The organism is Mycolicibacterium sichuanense, from assembly GCF_033741125.1.
Taxonomy (GTDB): domain Bacteria; phylum Actinomycetota; class Actinomycetes; order Mycobacteriales; family Mycobacteriaceae; genus Mycobacterium.
Window position 1 is genome coordinate 15,933 of record NZ_JAWQPU010000006.1, and the last position, 17,489, is coordinate 33,421.

General features: G+C 66.5%; 14 protein-coding genes. 8 read left to right on the plus strand and 6 right to left on the minus strand.

Annotated elements, in window-relative coordinates; genetic code table 11:
• Positions 1-6 precede the first annotated feature (6 nt).
• A complete protein-coding gene (locus SBI80_RS18430; RefSeq protein WP_318976268.1) occupies positions 7-888 on the plus strand; it encodes an acyl-CoA thioesterase II in 882 nt (293 codons plus the stop codon).
• Here the strand turns inward: SBI80_RS18430 and SBI80_RS18435 are convergent.
• From SBI80_RS18435 to SBI80_RS18460, 6 genes are all read right to left on the minus strand, one after another.
• The gene (locus tag SBI80_RS18435) at positions 854-1,252 is read right to left on the minus strand and encodes a DUF4190 domain-containing protein (RefSeq protein WP_318976269.1); all 399 of its coding nucleotides are present in this window, start codon (positions 1,250-1,252) and stop codon (positions 854-856) included. The genes SBI80_RS18430 and SBI80_RS18435 overlap by 35 nt on opposite strands.
• Positions 1,249-2,757 carry an ATP-binding cassette domain-containing protein gene (locus SBI80_RS18440; RefSeq protein WP_413232751.1) on the minus strand — a complete coding sequence of 503 codons (1,509 nt, stop codon included), beginning with the start codon at positions 2,755-2,757 and terminating at the stop codon, positions 1,249-1,251. Before SBI80_RS18440 ends, SBI80_RS18435 begins: the two co-directional genes overlap by 4 nt.
• Entirely contained in the window at positions 2,744-4,342 is a 1,599-nt protein-coding gene (gene cydD, locus SBI80_RS18445; RefSeq protein WP_318976676.1) for a thiol reductant ABC exporter subunit CydD, read from the minus strand. Before cydD ends, SBI80_RS18440 begins: the two co-directional genes overlap by 14 nt.
• Entirely contained in the window at positions 4,342-5,379 is a 1,038-nt protein-coding gene (cydB, locus tag SBI80_RS18450) for a cytochrome d ubiquinol oxidase subunit II (protein ID WP_318976270.1), read from the minus strand. The genes cydD and cydB overlap by 1 nt, the downstream gene beginning before the upstream one ends.
• A 10-nt stretch (positions 5,380-5,389) precedes the next feature.
• On the minus strand, positions 5,390-6,838 hold the full coding sequence (locus SBI80_RS18455) for a cytochrome ubiquinol oxidase subunit I (RefSeq protein WP_318976271.1): 1,449 nt from the start codon (positions 6,836-6,838) through the stop codon (positions 5,390-5,392).
• A gap of 119 nt (positions 6,839-6,957) precedes the next feature.
• Positions 6,958-7,530 (minus strand): HdeD family acid-resistance protein, encoded by a 573-nt coding sequence (locus tag SBI80_RS18460; protein WP_318976272.1) that lies wholly within the window; start codon positions 7,528-7,530, stop codon positions 6,958-6,960.
• 182 nt (positions 7,531-7,712) lie between these two features.
• On the opposite strand from SBI80_RS18460, the gene SBI80_RS18465 reads away from it, so the two are divergent.
• The 7 genes from SBI80_RS18465 (at position 7,713) to SBI80_RS18495 (ending at position 17,184) form a co-directional block, all read left to right on the plus strand.
• Entirely contained in the window at positions 7,713-8,633 is a 921-nt protein-coding gene (locus SBI80_RS18465; RefSeq protein WP_318976273.1) for an ABC transporter substrate-binding protein, read from the plus strand.
• Between the two features lie 16 nt (positions 8,634-8,649).
• Complete coding sequence (locus tag SBI80_RS18470; RefSeq protein ID WP_318976274.1) at positions 8,650-9,588, plus strand: amino acid ABC transporter permease; 939 nt, start codon at positions 8,650-8,652, stop codon at positions 9,586-9,588.
• A gap of 26 nt (positions 9,589-9,614) precedes the next feature.
• Positions 9,615-10,367 (plus strand): amino acid ABC transporter ATP-binding protein, encoded by a 753-nt coding sequence (locus SBI80_RS18475; protein ID WP_318976677.1) that lies wholly within the window; start codon positions 9,615-9,617, stop codon positions 10,365-10,367.
• A gap of 7 nt (positions 10,368-10,374) precedes the next feature.
• A complete protein-coding gene (macS, locus tag SBI80_RS18480; RefSeq protein WP_318976275.1) occupies positions 10,375-11,508 on the plus strand; it encodes a MacS family sensor histidine kinase in 1,134 nt (377 codons plus the stop codon).
• A complete protein-coding gene (locus SBI80_RS18485) occupies positions 11,508-12,131 on the plus strand; it encodes a response regulator (protein WP_413232761.1) in 624 nt (207 codons plus the stop codon). The genes macS and SBI80_RS18485 overlap by 1 nt, the downstream gene beginning before the upstream one ends.
• A 619-nt stretch (positions 12,132-12,750) precedes the next feature.
• Positions 12,751-14,718 carry a glycosyl hydrolase gene (locus tag SBI80_RS18490; protein ID WP_318976277.1) on the plus strand — a complete coding sequence of 656 codons (1,968 nt, stop codon included), beginning with the start codon at positions 12,751-12,753 and terminating at the stop codon, positions 14,716-14,718.
• Positions 14,719-15,183: 465 nt separating this feature from the next.
• On the plus strand, positions 15,184-17,184 hold the full coding sequence (locus SBI80_RS18495) for a cellulase family glycosylhydrolase (RefSeq protein WP_318976278.1): 2,001 nt from the start codon (positions 15,184-15,186) through the stop codon (positions 17,182-17,184).
• The last annotated feature ends 305 nt before the right edge of the window (positions 17,185-17,489 follow it).

A 17,489-nucleotide genomic window follows, 5' to 3' on the forward strand; every position in this document is an offset into this window, starting at 1 on the left:
AGACGCGTGCCGGCGGCCAACTCTGATCTGGAGGAACTGCTGGCAGTGCTCGAGCTGCACCGGGTGGACGACGACACGTTCACCGGGGGGCACCCGAGCAAGAACCCGATCCGCACGTTCGGCGGCCAGATGATGGCGCAGGCCTTCGTGGCGGCCAGCCGCACGTTGGACCACGACCTGCCGCCGAGCACGCTCTCGGTGCACTTCGTGGCCGGTGGTGACCCGGCGCGCGATCTCGAGTTCCACGTCGTGCGGTTGCGCGACGAGCGCCGCTTCGCCAACCGGCGGGTCGACGTCAAGCAGGATGGCGTCCTGCTGGCCTCGGCGCTGGTGTCCCACATGGCCGGCGGACGCGGCCTCGAGCACGGGGTGGCAGCACCCCATGTGGCAGATCCCATGACGGTGCCGTGCATCGAGGACCTCTTGGTCGGCTACGAGGAGACGGTGCCGCTCTTCGTCGCCGCGCTCAAGCCGATCGAGTGGCGTTACACCAACGACCCGGCTTGGGTGATGCGCGACAAGGGGGAGCGCCTGCCCCACAATCGCGTCTGGCTGACGACCAGGGGCGCCATGCCCGACGATCCGGTAATCCACTGCGCCGCACTGGTATACGCCTCGGATACCACGGTGCTCGACTCGATCATCACCACCCACGGCCTGTCCTGGGGACACGACCGCATCTTCGCGGCCTCGATGAACCACACCGTCTGGTTCCACCGGCCGGTGCGCTTCGACGAGTGGGTGCTCTACTCGACGTCGTCACCGGTGGCCGCGGAGTCGCGGGGCCTGGGCACGGGCCACTTCTTCGATGGCGAGGGTCGCGTCCTGGCCACGGTCGTTCAGGAGGGGGTCGTCAAGTACTTCCCTGGGTCGGCCGCGACACCGTGACGCCGAATTCCTGCTGCAGGTGGTCGATCCAGCCGTCCATGCAGGCCTGCACGGCGGCTCGGTCGTTGCCCGCCCGCGTCGCGCAGTCGAGGTAGTCATTGCCGCCGGCGTCCTGCCAAGCGTAGGTCCAGATCACGGCGAACGCCAGGGATACGACGACCGCAACGAAACCGAGCGCGATTCCTGCGGTCGCGATCGCTGCGTTGTTGGCCTGGCCTCGCGCCGCGCGACCCCGTCCGACGAAACCCAGCACGAATGCGGCTCCACCACAGACCACGCCGCCGATGACCGACCAGCAGAAGACCAGCCCGGCGACGGCGAGGACGAGTGCCGCGGTGCCCGCTCCGTTCCGTGGCCCCGTCATGTCTGCCGAGGGTAGAGCACCGGGCACGTCACGTCGCTTGGCAGGTGATGCGTGGCGACCACCACGGTCCGGGTCGGCGCGAACAAGCCGTCCGGCGCCAGCATGTCGCGCAGCAGCCGATCGGCATCGGTTGCGTCGAGGTGCTCGGTCGGTTCGTCGAGCAACACGATCGGCAGATCGCAGACCAGGGCGCGGGCGAGCAGCAGCCGACGGCGCTGCCCGGCCGACACGGCAGCAGCCCCGCCGGTGAGGATCGTCGACAACCCGTCCGGCAGTCCGTGGACCCACTCGCCGAGCCCGACGGCATCCAGTGCGCGCAGGAGTTCTGCGTCGGTGGCATCCCCGCGGGCCACCAGGAGATTGTCCCGCACGGTGGTGTCGAACAGGTGCGCATCCTCGGCGAAGAATGCTGCGGTGAACGGATCGTGGTGGGCGGCGGCGATGGCCATCAACTCGGTGGTCTTCCCGCATCCGCTGGGTCCGACGATGGCCACCCGGTCACCGGCGTGGACGTCGATGCGCTCGACCGAGGGCCGTTGCCGGGCCGCTGGATCGGGACGCGTCAGCTCGAGGAGGCGAGCGGCGGCAAGTCGGGACCGGGTGAGCTGGATCGCCGCCGCGGGCAGCGCCGTCGTCGCTTCGAACGCAGACAGCGGCAGCAGGACCAGGATGGCCAACGTCGTCGGTGCGAGCACGGGCGCCAACGCGACGGCGACGACGATCGCGCCGAGCACGCTCGCGCCCATGGCGGCGACGGGTGCGGCCGCACCGAAGGCAGCGGGCAGCGCGGCGCGGTCGGATGCCGCACCCCAATCACGTTGCCGGCGGTCGGCCTCGGCGACGACGTCGTCGAGGACACCGGCGACCCGCAGCTCCGGGGCATGTCCGAGAGCCAACATGACGGCCGAGTCCCGCTCGGAATGATGCTGAGCAGCAACGGCTTCGGTGGCTGTCGCGGCCCGCGCTGCCAGCCACGGTGCCACCACGCCGGCGATCAGGAGGCAGGCCAGCAGCACCGCCGCGGCGACGGGTGAGATCAGGGCGATGACGATGACCGCCGCCGTCGACAGGACGCCGGCCACGGCGATCGGCAGGACCGCCCGCACCAGCACGTCGGACAACTCGTCGACCGACGCTCCCACCCGGGAGGCGATCGCACCCTGGTTCAACCGCATCACGGTCTCCGACGGTGCACCCGCGAGGGCGCGATAGACGCCTGCCCTCGCAGTACCGGCGGACCGCAGCGCGGTGTCATGGGAGGCGAGCCGCTCGCAATACCCGAGCACACCGCGGGAGATGCCGAGCGCCCGCACCGCGACGACCGCGACGCTCAGGTCGAGGATCGGTGGCATCTGCCATGCCCTGGTGATCAACCATGCCGAAACACCGGCGAGCGCCAGCGCGCTGCCGAGGGCCAGCACCCCGAAGAGGACGGCGAGGGCCAGGCGGGGCAGGCGGGGTCGCAACAGGGCAAACCCCGAGAGAAGCGGATCAGTGCGCCGCAACGATCTCACCCCCGACCTCGATCACCCGGTCGCCTACCTCCCGGATCACCTCCCGGTGACCGACGACGAGGACGGTCGCGCCCTCGTCGGCGAGCTCCCGGATCGACCGCAGGACGTGGCCTTCCCTGGCGGCATCCAGGTGCGCCGTCGGCTCGTCGAGCAGCAGCACGCGCCGATGCGAACCGAAGACCCTCGCGAGGGCGAGGCGCTGACGTTGGCCAAGGGACAGCCCTTCACCGTCGCGACCGACGACGGTATCCATGCCGTGGGGGAGCGATGCCAGGACTTCGTCGAAACCAGCTCGGCGACAAGCATTCTCGAGATCCGCCAGCGGACCGAGGAGTTCGAGATTCGCCCGCACCGTGCCGGGTGTCAGCGCCGGCCGTTGCGGCAACCAGGCGATGAGGTCGCGCCACTGCACCAGGTCGATGCCGGCAAGGTCGTCACCGGCCACCAGCACCCGGCCCGCGCTCGGTGCGACGAGCCCGAGGGCGACGTGCAGGGCGGTCGACTTGCCCGCGCCGTTGGGTCCGGTGAGCACGGTGACGGTCGCGGGGTCCACCTCGAAGCTCAGCCGGTGCGGCGCGTCACCGTGGCGCCCGGCCACGCTGACGTCCTCGAACCGGATCGTCGTCCCGCGGGGCGGTCGGGTTCCGCCGGCGGAGGAGGGACAGCTATCCAGCAGCGCCAACGCCCGATCCCGCGCCGTCCTGCCGTCCTGGGCGGCATGGAACTCGGCGCCGACCCGGCGCAGTGGCCAGAAGGCCTCGGGAGCCAGCAGAAGTACCGTCAAACCCGCGGCCAGGCCGACCTCGCCGTAGACCAACCGCAACCCGACGCTGACGGCGACCAGCGCGACACCGAGGGTGGCCAGCAATTCGAGCACCAGCGCCGAGAGGAACGTGATCCGCAGCGTCGCCATGGTCGAACGGCGATGGGCGGCAGCGAGTTCGGCGATCCGGTGTTGCGGCCCGTCCGCGCGTCCGAGCGCCCGCAGGGTGGGGATGCCGGAGATCAGGTCGAGCAACCGCGCCTGCAACGTGGTCATCGCCGTCAGCGATGCCGCCGAGCGTTCCTTCGTGACCAGGCCGATCAGCACCATGAATAGGGGCACCAGCGGAAGTGCGATGAGCACGATGACGGCGGCCTGCAGGTCGTAGTAGGCCATCGTCACCACCGCGGCGGGGGTGAGCACCGCGGCCTGGATGACCGCAGGCAGATACCGCGTGTAGTAGGGCCGCAATCCGTCGAGACCGCGCGTCACGACCACCGCGGCTTCGTCGCGACGAGCCGCCAACTCGCGGGGCTCGAGTGCGGTGACCGCGGTGAGCACCCGGCGGTTCAACTCGGCGATGGCCGCGGTGGCTCCGCGCTGACTCAGCCTGGCCTGCGTCCACTGAGCCACGACGCGAACGGTCCAAAGTGCCGACAGCAGCCACAGGGCACCCGACCAGTGCTCCAACGAGCGCGAGCCCGGGTCGGAGACGAGGCCGGCCAAGACGTCGGCGACCAGGACCGCGCAGGCGATGGCTGCGCCGGTGATGACGACGCCGCAGCCTGCCGTCGCGGCCAGGTCGCGACGCATCATCTCGGCGAGAGACCGATGGGCGGGGGAATCCTCTCCGCGGAGATCCGGTGCCGGAACACCCAATACGTCCACGCCTGGTAGCCGATCACCAGCGGGGTGAAGACCAGCGCCGCCCACGACATGATCTTCAACGTGTACGGCGACGACGAGGCGTTGTGAATCGTCAGGCTCCACGCCGGGTTCAGCGTCGAAGGAATCAGGTTCGGGTAGAGCACGCCGAAGAGCATGATCACCACGGCCGCGACGACGGTGGCGGTGCAGGCGAAGGCCCAGCCGTCACCGGAGCGGCTCCACACCAGCATGACCGCGGTCACCTGGGCGACCACCGCGATGCCGAGGATCAGCCAGGTCCAGTCCTTGCCGTACTCGAGTTGGGTCCAACCCCCGAACACCGCAACGACGACGGTGACCGGAAGCGCGAGCCGGGCGGCGAAGCCAACGGCGTCGTCGTGCACGGTGCCACCGGTCTTCAGGGCGATGAAGACGGCGCCGTGGAACGCGAACAACCCGGCGGTGGCGAGTCCGCCGAGCAGCACGTAGCCGTTGACCAGATCGCCGATCGAGAGCTCGATCTGCTTGTCGGCGTTGACGGGTAGCCCGCGGACGAGCGCGGCGAACGCCATGCCCCACAGCACCGCGGGCAGCCAGGACCCGACCGCGATGGCGACGTCGGCCCAGGACCGCCACTTCGGGTCGTCGATCTTGCCGCGCCATTCGATGGCGCAGATGCGCACGATCATGCCCACCAGGATCAGCAGCAGCGGTAGATACAACCCGGAGAACAGCGTCGCGTACATCTCCGGAAATGCCGCGAACATCGCCCCGCCCGCGGTGATGAGCCAAACCTCGTTGCCGTCCCACACCGGGCCGATGGTGTTGAGCACTGCCCGCTTGTGCATTTCGCGCTGCCCGGCGGGAGCGCTGCGGCCGAAGAACTCCATCAGCATCCCGACCCCGAAGTCGAAGCCCTCCAGGACCAGGAATCCGAGGAAGAGGGCGGCCAGGGCGAAGAACCAGAACTCCTGCAATCCCATGACGTCCTCCTCAGTATGCGAACGACAACGGAGCGACGTCTTCGTCCGCTGGTGGTGTCGGCGGCGCCGGCTCGGCGTCGTGCTCGAGCGGACCTTCGACGACGTAGCGCCGGATCAGGTAGAACCAGACCCCCGCGAGTCCGGCATAGAGCAGCGTGAACACCACCAGCGAAGTCAGCACCAGAGCAGCGGAGTGCCCGGAGACTCCGTTGCCGACGGTCAGCCGGATCATCTGGTCACCGGTCGGATTGGGGGCCACCACCCATGGCTGCCTGCCCATCTCGGTGAACACCCACCCCGCACTGTTGGCCAGGAACGGAGTTGGCAGCGTCAGCAGCGCGAACCACCCGAACCAGCGCTGGTCGGGGACGCGGCCGCCGCGGGTCAGCCACAGAGCCACCATGGCGAACGCCACCGGAATCGCGAGCAAGCCGATCATCATCCGGAACGACCAGTAGGTGACGAAGAGGTTCGGCCGGTAGTCACCCGGCCCGTACTTGGCCTCGTACGTCGCCTGCAGGTCCTTTACGCCATCGAGGGTCACCCCGTCGAACCGGCCCTCGGCGAGGAACGGCAGCACGTAGGGCACCTCGATGAGATGGTTGACGGCGTCACAGTTGTTGTGCGTGCCCACCGTCAGGATGGAGAACTTGGGGTCGGTCTCGGTGTGGCACAGTGACTCTGCCGATGCCATCTTCATGGGCTGCTGCTGGAACATCAGCTTGCCCTGCACGTCGCCGGTGAGAAACAGCCCACCCGCCGAGGCGAGCACCACCAAACACCCGAGGATCGTGGCGGGTCGGTACAGCGAGCGGGCGTCGGCTGAGGCGCTGGTCCGCACCAGCCACCAGGCACACACCCCGGCGACGAACGTGCCCGAGGTGAGGAACGCCCCGAACACCGCGTGCGAGAAAGCCGCCACCGCAGTGTTGTTGGTGAACAGGTCGACGATGCTGGTCAGTTCGGCCCGGCCGGTCTCGGGGTTGAAGTGCGCGCCCACCGGGTGCTGCATCCAGGAGTTCGCGGCGATGATGAAGAACGCCGAGGCGTTCACTGCGATGGCGACCACCCAGATGCAGCCCAGGTGAACGACTTTGGGCAGCCGCGTCCATCCGAAGATCCACAACCCGATGAACGTCGACTCGAAGAAGAAGGCCACCAGGCCCTCCAGAGCCAGGGGAGCGCCGAAGACGTCGCCGACGAACCGGGAGTACTCGCTCCAGTTCATCCCGAACTGGAACTCCTGGACGATGCCGGTTGCCACGCCGAGCGCGAAGTTGATCAGGAAGAGCTTGCCGAAGAACTTGGTCATTCGGTACCAGGCGTCGTTGCCGGTGATCACCCATGCGGTCTGCATGACGGCGATCAGCGGTGCCAGTCCGATCGTCAGCGGAACGAAGATGAAGTGGTAGACGGTGGTGATCCCGAACTGCCACCTCGATACGTCGAGCGCGTTCATGGGCGCCATTCCTCCCGGGCTGCAGAGTGTTCCTACGACGAATTGTAGTAGGTGTCGTCGCTACAGCCCAGGGCCCATTTTCCTACTTCGGCGGGCCTTTGGTCCCCGGCTCGGAGGACTTAGGTGGACGTGTCCTCCAGCACCGCGCGGGTCGCCTTGCGGACGGCGATCCCGGCCACGACCTCCATCACGCCGATGACGATGAGCCACACGCCGACGACGAGGGCCAGCGTGCCGATCGAGTCGAACGGGGATGCGAGGACGACGACGCCGGCGATCAGGCTGACGATGCCGACGAAGGCGTTCCAGCCGCGCCCCGGCAGCGTCGGATCGCTGATGGCGGACACCGTCGTCGCCACGCCACGGAAGATGAAGCCGACGCCGATCCAGATGGCCAGCAACAACACTGCGTTGCCGAGGTTGCGGAAGGCCATGATGGCCAGGATGAGCGACGCGGCACCGCTGATGAACAGCAGCACGCGACCGCCCGCCGAGACGTCCAGGCTGAATGCGAAGAACACCTGCTGAATGCCGTTCAGCAGAAGGCCGACGCCGAAGAAGATGGCGGCGACCGCGATCGAGATGCCCGGCCACGCCACGACGGCGATGCCGAGGGCCACGGCGAGGAGCCCGGAGACGACTGCCGATTTCCACAGGTGCGGCAACAGACTTGGGAGAGTTGGGGTGCTCACGTCAGGAAGTGTCGCATGTAGACGCCAGAGCTGGCTCGCATTCGCAGTGTGGTCGCTTCGCACAGCACAGATGGACGACCAGCGTTAAGTTTCACCTACTACGGCGCGTGGACCCCGCTAGTGTTCCTGACGTCGTCGCCCGTGACGTATGTAGGCGACCCGATGCAGAAAGAAGAGACAACGTGGCTGGAATTCAGGACCGTCGAGCGAGCTCTCGATGGTGGCGCGGCGCTGCGGTGTTCGCGGTGTCGGGTGCGCTCGTGCTGTCGGGCTGTACCAAGAACGACGACACTTCTGGTCCGACGACGCAGACCACGGCGGCCAAGGCCGCCAAGGTCGACGACATCGCCAACACCGTTCCCGAGGACATCAAGTCCTCCGGCAAGTTGATCGTGGGCGTCAACGTTCCCTACACGCCCAACGAGTTCAAGGACTCCAGCGGCAAGATCGTCGGCTTCGACGTCGATCTCATGAACGCGATCGCCTCGACCCTCGGCCTGACCGCCGAGTACCGGGAGGCCGACTTCTCCAAGATCATTCCGTCGATCCAGGGTGGCACCTTCAACGTCGGCATGTCGTCGTTCACCGACACCAAGGAACGTGAGCAGACCGTCGACTTCGTCACCTACTTCTCGGCCGGTTCCCTGTGGGCCAAGCCGAAGGGCTCGACAATCGATCCCAACGATGCGTGCGGCAAGAAGGTCGCGGTGCAGTCCACCACCACCCAGGAGGTCGACGAGCTGCCCGCCAAGAGCAAGGCGTGCACCGACGCGGGCAAGCCGGCCATCGACATCGTGAAGTTCGACGGTCAGGACCAGGCCACCAACGCAGTGGTCCTGGGACAGGCCGACGCCATGTCGGCGGACTCCCCGGTGACCGCGTACGCGATCAAGCAGAGCAACGGCAAGCTAGAACAGGCCGGCCAGATCTTCGATTCGGCGCCGTACGGCTGGCCGGTCGCCAAGGGGTCACCGCTGGCAGCCTCGTTGCAGAAGGCCTTGGAGCACCTCATCGATTCCGGTGACTACAAGACCATCGCCACGAACTGGGGCGTCGAGTCCGGAATGATCGACAAGCCCGTCATCAACGGCGCTACCAGCTGATCCGCCGGGTTCCCTCATGAGCGTCGACGTTCGCAGCCAAACGGAGCCAGCCGGCTCTCCCGCCGTCATCGATGCCGTGCCGTTGCGGCACCCATGGCGGTGGGTGGCTGCGATCGTCATCCTCGCGCTGCTGGCGCTGTTCCTCTATGGCGCGGCGACCAACGAGGCGTACGGCTGGTCCACCTTCGGCAAGTACATCCTCGACGAGCGCATCGTCTCCGGCGTCTGGGTCACCATCGAGTTGACCGTGCTGTCGATGGTCCTGGCGATCGTGCTGGCGGTGATCCTGGCGGTGATGCGGTTGTCGCCCAACCCGGTGTTCCGGTCGGTGTCGTGGGTGTACCTGTGGATCTTCCGCGGCACTCCGGTCTACGTGCAGCTGGTGTTCTGGGGGCTGTTTCCCACCATCTACAAGAACATCAAGCTGGGTATCCCGTTCGGCCCGACGTTCTTCACCCTCGACATCCAGAACCTGTCGCTGTACTTCCTCCTCGCGGTCATCGGTCTCGGCCTGAATGAGGCGGCGTACCTCGCCGAGATCATCCGCGCGGGGATCAGCTCGGTGCCCGAGGGCCAGACGGAGGCGTCCACCGCCCTGGGCATGTCCTGGACCATGACGATGCGGCGCACCGTGCTCCCGCAGGCGATGCGGGTGATCATCCCGCCGACCGGCAACGAGTTCATCGGGCAGTTGAAGACCACCTCCCTGGTGGCCGCGGTGCCCTACACGTTCGACCTCTTCGGGCGTCAGCGCGACATCTCGGCGGTGCTGTTCCAACCGATTCCGCTGCTGCTGGTTGCGGCGGGCTGGTACCTGCTGATCACCAGCATCCTGATGGTCGGGCAGTTCTACCTCGAGCGGTACTTCTCCCGAGGGGTCTCGCGCAAGCTCACGACCAAACAACTCGAGGCATTGGCCGACGCCCAGACGATGGGAGAGGTGGGGCACACGTGAGCGGCACCCAGGAGTCGAGTACGCCCATGGTGAAGGCCGAGGGCGTGTGCAAGAACTTCGGCGCGCTGAAGGTGCTCAAGGGCGTCACACTCGAGATCGGCCGAGGGCAGGTGCTCGTCCTGGTCGGCCCTTCCGGGTCGGGCAAGTCGACGTTCCTGCGGTGCATCAACCACCTCGAGCAGGTCAACGGTGGCCGGCTCTACGTCGACGGCGAGCTGATCGGCTATCGGGAGCGCGGCGGGAAGCTCTACGAGATGCCGCCGCGTGAGGCCGCCAGACAGCGCCGCGACATCGGGATGGTGTTCCAGCACTTCAACCTCTTTCCCCACCGCAATGCGCTGGCCAACGTCATCGAGGCGCCGATGCGGGTGAAGGGCGTCAAGAAGGCCGAGGCGATCGAACGGGCCAAGGATCTTCTCGAACAGGTCGGGTTGTCCGACAAGGCCACTGCCTACCCGGCGCAGCTCTCCGGCGGCCAGCAGCAGCGCGTGGCCATCGCGCGGGCCCTGGCGATGAACCCCAAGCTGATGCTGTTCGACGAGCCGACCTCCGCGCTCGATCCCGAACTGGTCGGCGAAGTCCTCGGCGTGATGAAGAAGCTCGCCAGCGAGGGCATGACGATGGTGGTGGTGACCCACGAGATGGGTTTCGCCCGCGAGGTCGCCGACCAGTTGGTGTTCATGGACGGTGGCGTCATCGTCGAACGCGGCAATCCACGCGAGGTGCTCGGCAATCCGCAACACGAACGCACGAAGGCCTTCCTGTCCAAGGTGATGTAGTAGCGGCATGCTCGCCGCGCCGTCCCCGGACCCAGCCGCCCCGCTGTGGCGGGCGGCGCAGGTCTTCCGGCTGCTGAGTTGCCTCTACGCGCTGGGGTTCCAGATCGCGGTCAACGACGATCTGGAACGACCGGCGTTGTCTTGGGCGCTGTTCGCAGTGCTGATCGCGTGGAGCGTCGCGTGCGCAGTGGCCTACCTCCATGGCTACGGCCGACGGTTGGCGTGGGTGATCGCCGAGACCGCGGTCGTAGTCGCGCTGATGCTCACGACGGTTCTGGTGGCTTCCGGTCAGTGGGCGCTGGACAACCAGTCGTGGCCAACGACGTTGTGGGCCACCAACGCCACGATTTCGGCGGCGATCCTGCTCGGGCCGATCGGCGGCATGACCGTCGGCGTCGCGGTCACGGCGGCGAGCTCGGCGCTGAAGGGTTACGTCAGCTTCGACGTCGGACGCAACGCCACCGTCGTCATCGAACTGGCCGCCGGCCTCGCGATTGGCCTTGCCGCACAGACGGCTCGGCGCGCCCACGCCGAGTTGCAACGCGCCGCCCGGCTGGCCGCTTCGCACCGGGAGCGCGAGCGGCTCTCGAGGGAGGTCCACGACGGTGCCATTCAGGTGCTTGCGCTCATCGCGCGACGCGGGCGCGAGATCGGCGCTGAGACGACCGAACTCGCCGAGCTGGCGGGGCAGCAGGAGCGGGCGCTGCGTCGATGGGTGAGCGATGCCGGAGCCCGCGAACTCGACGGCGCCCACACGGACCTAAGTTCGCTGTTGCGTGGACGAGCCACCGACCGAGTGTCGGTCAGCCTGCCCGCCGACGCAGTGACGATGCCCTCCACCGTCGCGGCGGAGATCGACGCAGCGGTGTCCAATGCCCTCGACAACGTCACCGCGCATGCCGGTGCCAACGCCCGCGCGTTCATCCTCCTGGAGGATCTCGACGACTCGATCGTGGTCAGCATCCGCGACGACGGACCGGGCATCCCGGCCGGGCGGCTCGAGGAGGCCGCCGGGCAGGGACGGGTTGGCGTGTCGAAATCCATTGTCGGACGGATGCATTGGCTGGGCGGCAGCGCTCGTTTGAGCACTGGACCCGAAGGAGGTACCGAGTGGGAGCTGACCGTTCCCCGTTCACCGTGATGGTGGTGGACGACCATCCCATCTGGCGCGAGGCCGTCGCCCGCGATCTCGCGGAAGCGGGCTTCACCGTTGTCGCAACCGCCGATGGCATCGCCTCGGCCCGACGTCGCGCGGCGACGGTCGAACCCGACGTGGTGGTGATGGACATGCGGCTGACCGATGGCAGCGGTGCCGTCGCCACCTGGCAGCTGTTGGAGGTGTCGCCTTCGACGCGCGTTCTGGTGCTCTCCGCCTCCGACGAACGCGACGACGTGCTGCAGGCGGTCAAGGCGGGTGCGTCGGGGTATCTGGTCAAGAGTGCCTCCCGGGACGAACTCGCCAGGGCCGTTCTGGCCACCGGGGAGGGTCGCGCCGTGTTCAGTCCCGGCCTGGCGGGCCTCGTCCTTGGCGAATACCGGCGAATTGCGCGTACGCCCAACGACGGTGCCCCGAGCCTGACCGAGCGCGAGACCGAGATCCTCCGCCACGTCGCAAAGGGGCTGACGGCCAAGCAGATCGCCGAACGGCTGTCACTGAGTCACCGGACGGTCGAGAACCACGTCCAAGCGACGTTCCGCAAGCTCCAGGTGGCCAACCGCGTCGAGTTGACTCGCTACGCGATCGAGCACGGGTTGGACGACTAGCGTCAGCCTGCCGGGGTGCCGTGTCAGTTCTGCCCCGCGGCCGCCAGGATCCGTCGGGGCGACCCGTAACCCAAGTAGCTGGCGGTCGGTGGTGCCCGGGCCGAGCCGCGCCTGGGCGGGCGCAGGCCGAAGGGCGGTCGGCTCACTGCGCGCGGATCGGCCGTCACTCGGCGCGGGCGGTTGCGAGTAGCGAGGCCCCACCAAGCGCTTGCTATCCGCATCAAATCATCGATTGGGTAAATTTTGCTAGCACAGTTTGTTTGGTTGCCAGCTCTTTGATGCAATTTCCTGTAGCTGATCATGGCGGTGTGGCCGCTATGGGAGGAATGGACACGCCACCGACGAGATGTCCCTTGAATAGGCTCTGAACTGCGCCATCAGTGTTGGGCGAGCCAGTTGTCACCGATCCGTAGTTAACGGTGAAATGGAGACGTGATGTTTGCTCGAAAGCTGACTTTTGGTATTAAATACCCAGCGTACGATCATTCAAGATCGTTCCTCCGCAAATAACATTCTGTATTCACCCAGTACCCGTGACAGATTTGCTACGTCGTGAGTAAATGAGGCGAACCGGTTGACGGCGACGACGATTCTCGGACGTTGAAAGAAGGACTCACCCATGAAGAACATCGCCAAGGGCATGCTCAAGGATCTAGCCACCCGTGGTGTGATCGCGGCAATTCCGGTAGCCATGGTCAGTGCGTACGCAAGCGGTGTCTTCGTACAACCGCCCCGACTGGCCACCCTCGAGTACGCACCGGTGGCGGAGATCGTCAATTCGCCGACGACCGTTGGCGTGGCCGAGTCGCCCCTCTATGGAGCCTCGCAGGCAGCCATCGACACCCAACTCGACGATCTGGTGTCGATTGGCGTCACGAACATCCGGGTCTTCGTGCCGTGGGGGCTGATCGAACAGTCTCCCGGTGCGTACGACTGGAGCTATCTCGACCGGGTCATGACGGCCGCCGCGGCCCGCAACATGGGGGTGATGGCGGAGATCAACGCCACCCCGACGTGGGCTGGACCCAATCCGGGGTCACCCGGGTTTCCGCCGGGATCCGATACGCCCAACGTCGCGGCATTCTCGAGCTTCCTTCAGACGTTCGTCAGCAAGTACAAGACCACCGTGTCGGCGTACGAGATCTGGAACGAGCCCAACTACATACAATTCTCCAACCCGATCAATCCCGAGGCGTACGCCCAACTACTCATGGCGGCCTACCCGATCATCAAGAACGCCGTCACCGGTGATCCCACGGCCACCGTCGTAGCCGGCGCCGTCGGCGCCACCCAGAACGGTCTGTTCACCATGGACCCCGTGACCTTCGTCCAGCGGATGCTCGCCGCCGGCGCGGCCAACTACTTCGATGCGCTCTCCTTCCACCCCTACAACGACCAGATCCCGTTCTCGGGGGATTGCCCGACGTGCGGGGCCAACATCCTGACCCCGCGCGAGCAGCTCGACCAGATCAAGGCATTGATCGGCACCGCCAAGTCCATCTGGATCAGCGAGTACGGCGTCTCGACTCCCAACGGGCAGGCGGACTACGCCCAGCAGTCCGCATGGATCAAGGATCTCCTCGACTCGTGGCAGACCTACGGGCAGGCCGGCCCGGTCTTCCTCTACACGGGTGCGGACACCGCCACGGGTAGCACCGACCCCGAGGCCAACTACGGCCTGTGGACGCAGAACGGCACCGCAAAGGACGTCGTTGCCATGTTGCAGGCATGGATCGCGGCTCATCAGCCACCGGTGACCCCAACCGACCCCGGGCCGCCCGTGGTCAATCCAGTGACCGCCTTCTTCCAAGCCGTCGCAGCGCAACTGCAGGCCTTCGTAAATGCCATCGTCTCCGCCATAAAGAACTTCTTCACCGCGTTCGCGGGGCCCCAGGCTCCCGCCGCCACCGTCACCACGCAGACACTCGCCGCGAAGGTGGCATCCGTCGCGACACCGGATAGCTCAGTCGCAACGGCTGGCGTCGCCACCGACGCGGCGACGCCAGCGACCGACGGCGCCAAGTCGACGGCATCCAAGTCGGCGAGCACCGAGACGACGAATACCGAGACGACGGCCGCGGCACAACCGGCCGCCGCGAGCACGAGTACTGAACCGACCGCAGCGGAAGCGGTTCCGACGGCAGCGGAGGCCACCGTGACCCCGACGGTGCCCACCGCGGTCACGCCGGTGTCCGCTCCCACCGATACGCCGACAACGCCAGTGGCCTCGGCGGCGCCGGCCACGCCCGTCGCCTCGTCGCCAACCTCGTCCCCGGCGGAAGCGACGTCGCCAACCGCGGCGAGTACGGCCAGCACTAAGGGAACCAGCTCTGCCGCCAACGCTTCTGGCTCGGCCTCGAGTTCGTCGAGTTCGTCGAGTACGTCATCCGACAAGCCAGCGGGCACCACGAAGGATTCCGGGCCGGCGGGCACGTCGGCTAGCGACGGCAAGGCGAGCAACTCGGTCGAACCAAGCAGGCCGCGTGTACACCAAGGAACCAACGGTTCGGGTAGCGACGCCGCGGCGTCCACGACGGCCAAGGAATCGGTCGGCGCGGGAACGTCCGGGGGAAGCACGACGGGCTAGCCAGACGACGCACCGTCAACAGGGGTCCCAACATCTTGTTGGGGCCCCTGTTTTCGTGCCATTCAAGATCAATACTGTTTGCCCACAATGGTTAAAGGATCATTGGCACGGGCTGACACATTTTGCGGTGGTGCCGCTTAGCGGCAATATGACTCTGCAGTAAGAATTGCTAGTTCTACACCATTGCGTACTGACAGGCCGTTCACAGACAACTGTCAAGTCGTCCGAAATGCCACTTGAAGTGCGCTATCGCTGACGTCAATATCAGATCGTGATCGGCGAATTGCATGGTTGTTATTTCGCCAAATTCGTCACTCGGTGTGCGCTCGAATGAGCACGCCCAAAGTTCCCTTTCAGACCTTTTCCCTGTTATCAGTTTGGTTAGGCAAGTTTGCTGACGGCGGGGTAAATTCAGCTCACCAATAACGAGTCCGACAGTTGCCGGACCCAAATCAGGAGGCTCGAATGACACGGACGCGGGGAAACCTCCTCCGTCAGATCGCCACCCGTGGCGTCGTCGCAGTGCTGCCGGTCGCAATGGCCAGTGCGTATGCCAGCGGCCTCTTCGTTCAGCCACCGCGTCTGGCGGCCCTCAAGTTCGAGCCCGTCGCCGAGATCACCGTCGCGCCAACCACGGTCGGCGTCGCCACCTCGCCGCTGTACGGTCAGCCGAAGGCCGCAATCGAGAAGCAGCTCGACGACATGCTGGCCATCGGCGTCACGAACATCCGCGTCTTCGTACCGTGGGGCCTGATCGAGCAGACGGACAACAGCTACAACTGGCAGAGCATCGACGACATCATGAGTGCGGCCGCCGCCCGCAACATGGGCGTCCTCGCCGAGGTGAACGCCACGCCGGCGTGGGCAGCCGCCAACCCGAATCAGTTGGCACTACCGGGATCACAGCTGCCGAACACGGGCAAGTTCACCGACTTCATGTCCGACTTCGTCGCGCGCTACAAGACCACGGTGTCGGCCTACGAGGTCTGGAACGAGCCCAACTACATCGGATTCCTGAATCCGATGAGTCCCGAGGCGTACACGGACATGCTCAAGGCGGTGTACCCGGTCATCAAGAACTTGGATCCCACCGCCACGGTGATCGCCGGCGGGCTGGGAGCCGCCCAGGACGACATCTTCGGCCGCACCATGAGCCCGGTGACGTTCCTGCAGCGGATGCTCGCAGCCGGTGCGGCCGACTACTTCGACGCGCTGTCGATGCATCCCTACAGCGAGGAACAGAAGTACTCCGCGTCATGCCCCACCTGCGCGCCCTGGATCCAGACTCCGCGCCAGCAGCTGGAGGCGATGATGGGAATGCTTACCGGCAAGCAGGTTTGGATCACCGAGTACGGCCTGCCGACCACGCCGGGCGGCGCGTTCACACAGGCCGACCAGGCCGCGTGGATCAAGGACCTGCTGGACACCTGGCAGAGCTACTCCAACCTGAAGAACATCGATCTCGGGCCCATCTTCCTCTACACGGGTCGCGACACCGCGTCGAGCGGCACCGACCCCGAGGCGTTCCGTGGACTGTGGGACGCCAACGGCAATCCCAAGGATGCCGTGGCCATGCTGAAGGCCTGGATCGCAGCGCATCTGGGACCGCAGACTCCCCAGCAGCCGGCGGCAAATCCGCTCTCGCAGTTCTTCGCCGCACTCCAACAGATCGCCCAGTCGTTCAGCCAGGCGATCTCGAGCTTCTTCAACCCCGGCATGTTCATCCAGTCGGTCGTCAACGCCATCTCCAACCTCTTCGGGTTCCTGCGGCCAGCGGCCCCGGCGGCTGCAGTGGCGGCAGTGGCGGCGGCCTCGGCGGAGCCGGTCACCACGACGGCGGCCAAGGTTGCATCAGCCGCAGCAACAGAGCCCGCGGCGGACGCGTCCACCGTCGTGGCCAGCGATTCGAAGACAGTCGCCATCGAGGTGGCCGCGGTGGACGAATCCGCGACACCGGCTGCGACGGCAGTCGAACCGGCGGTGGCCGCCGAACCCGTGGCCGTCACCGCGCCGGTGTCCGAACCGGTGGCTACCGAAACCCCTGCGGCACAGCCCAAGTCGGTGGACGTGGAGAAGTCGACCACCACCGATGAAGCCGTGACCACGCCGGTCAAGCAAGTATCCGAGTCGTCCGGTGCGTCGGAGTCCACGTCGACCACCTCACCCGCGTCGTCCTCGACCACCTCGCCGGCGTCCACGTCGACCACCTCACCCGCGTCGTCCTCGACCACCTCGCCGGCGTCGACCACGACGACGTCACCCGGCTCCTCGTCGACGAAGACCTCCTCCGGAACCACGACGAGTTCGGCCACGAAGTCCACCGGAGCCGAGACGACGAGCGCGACCAAGGCCGCCGACCAGAACGAGTCGCCGAAGGCCAGCTCCGCCAGTGCCGCCAGCAGCTCCTCGTCGAGCAGCTCGAGCTCGGGATCCTCGAGCTCGTCCTCGGGAGGGTCGGCCGACTGACCAGGGGGAACGGGCATCCAGACGACCTCGACGAGTGAGTCTGGATTCCCGTATCCGCGCTGATTGATTTGTCGTACAACGAGTTCGAGTGACTACTGTCCCCGTTCATCGGGTATCGCGATGAGGCGGGTGTCGATTGGACTGTGGGCGGACCGGCGCTGAGGGGTCGCTAGTCCGCCCACAGTCCGAATTACGGCGACTCGCTTCGGAGTCAGGGCCTCGGCCACCGCTTTCCTCATGGAAATGTGATCTTCGCCGCCACATGCTTTGGCGCACCTTGAGAAGGTGTCCTCGGTTGGGGATCA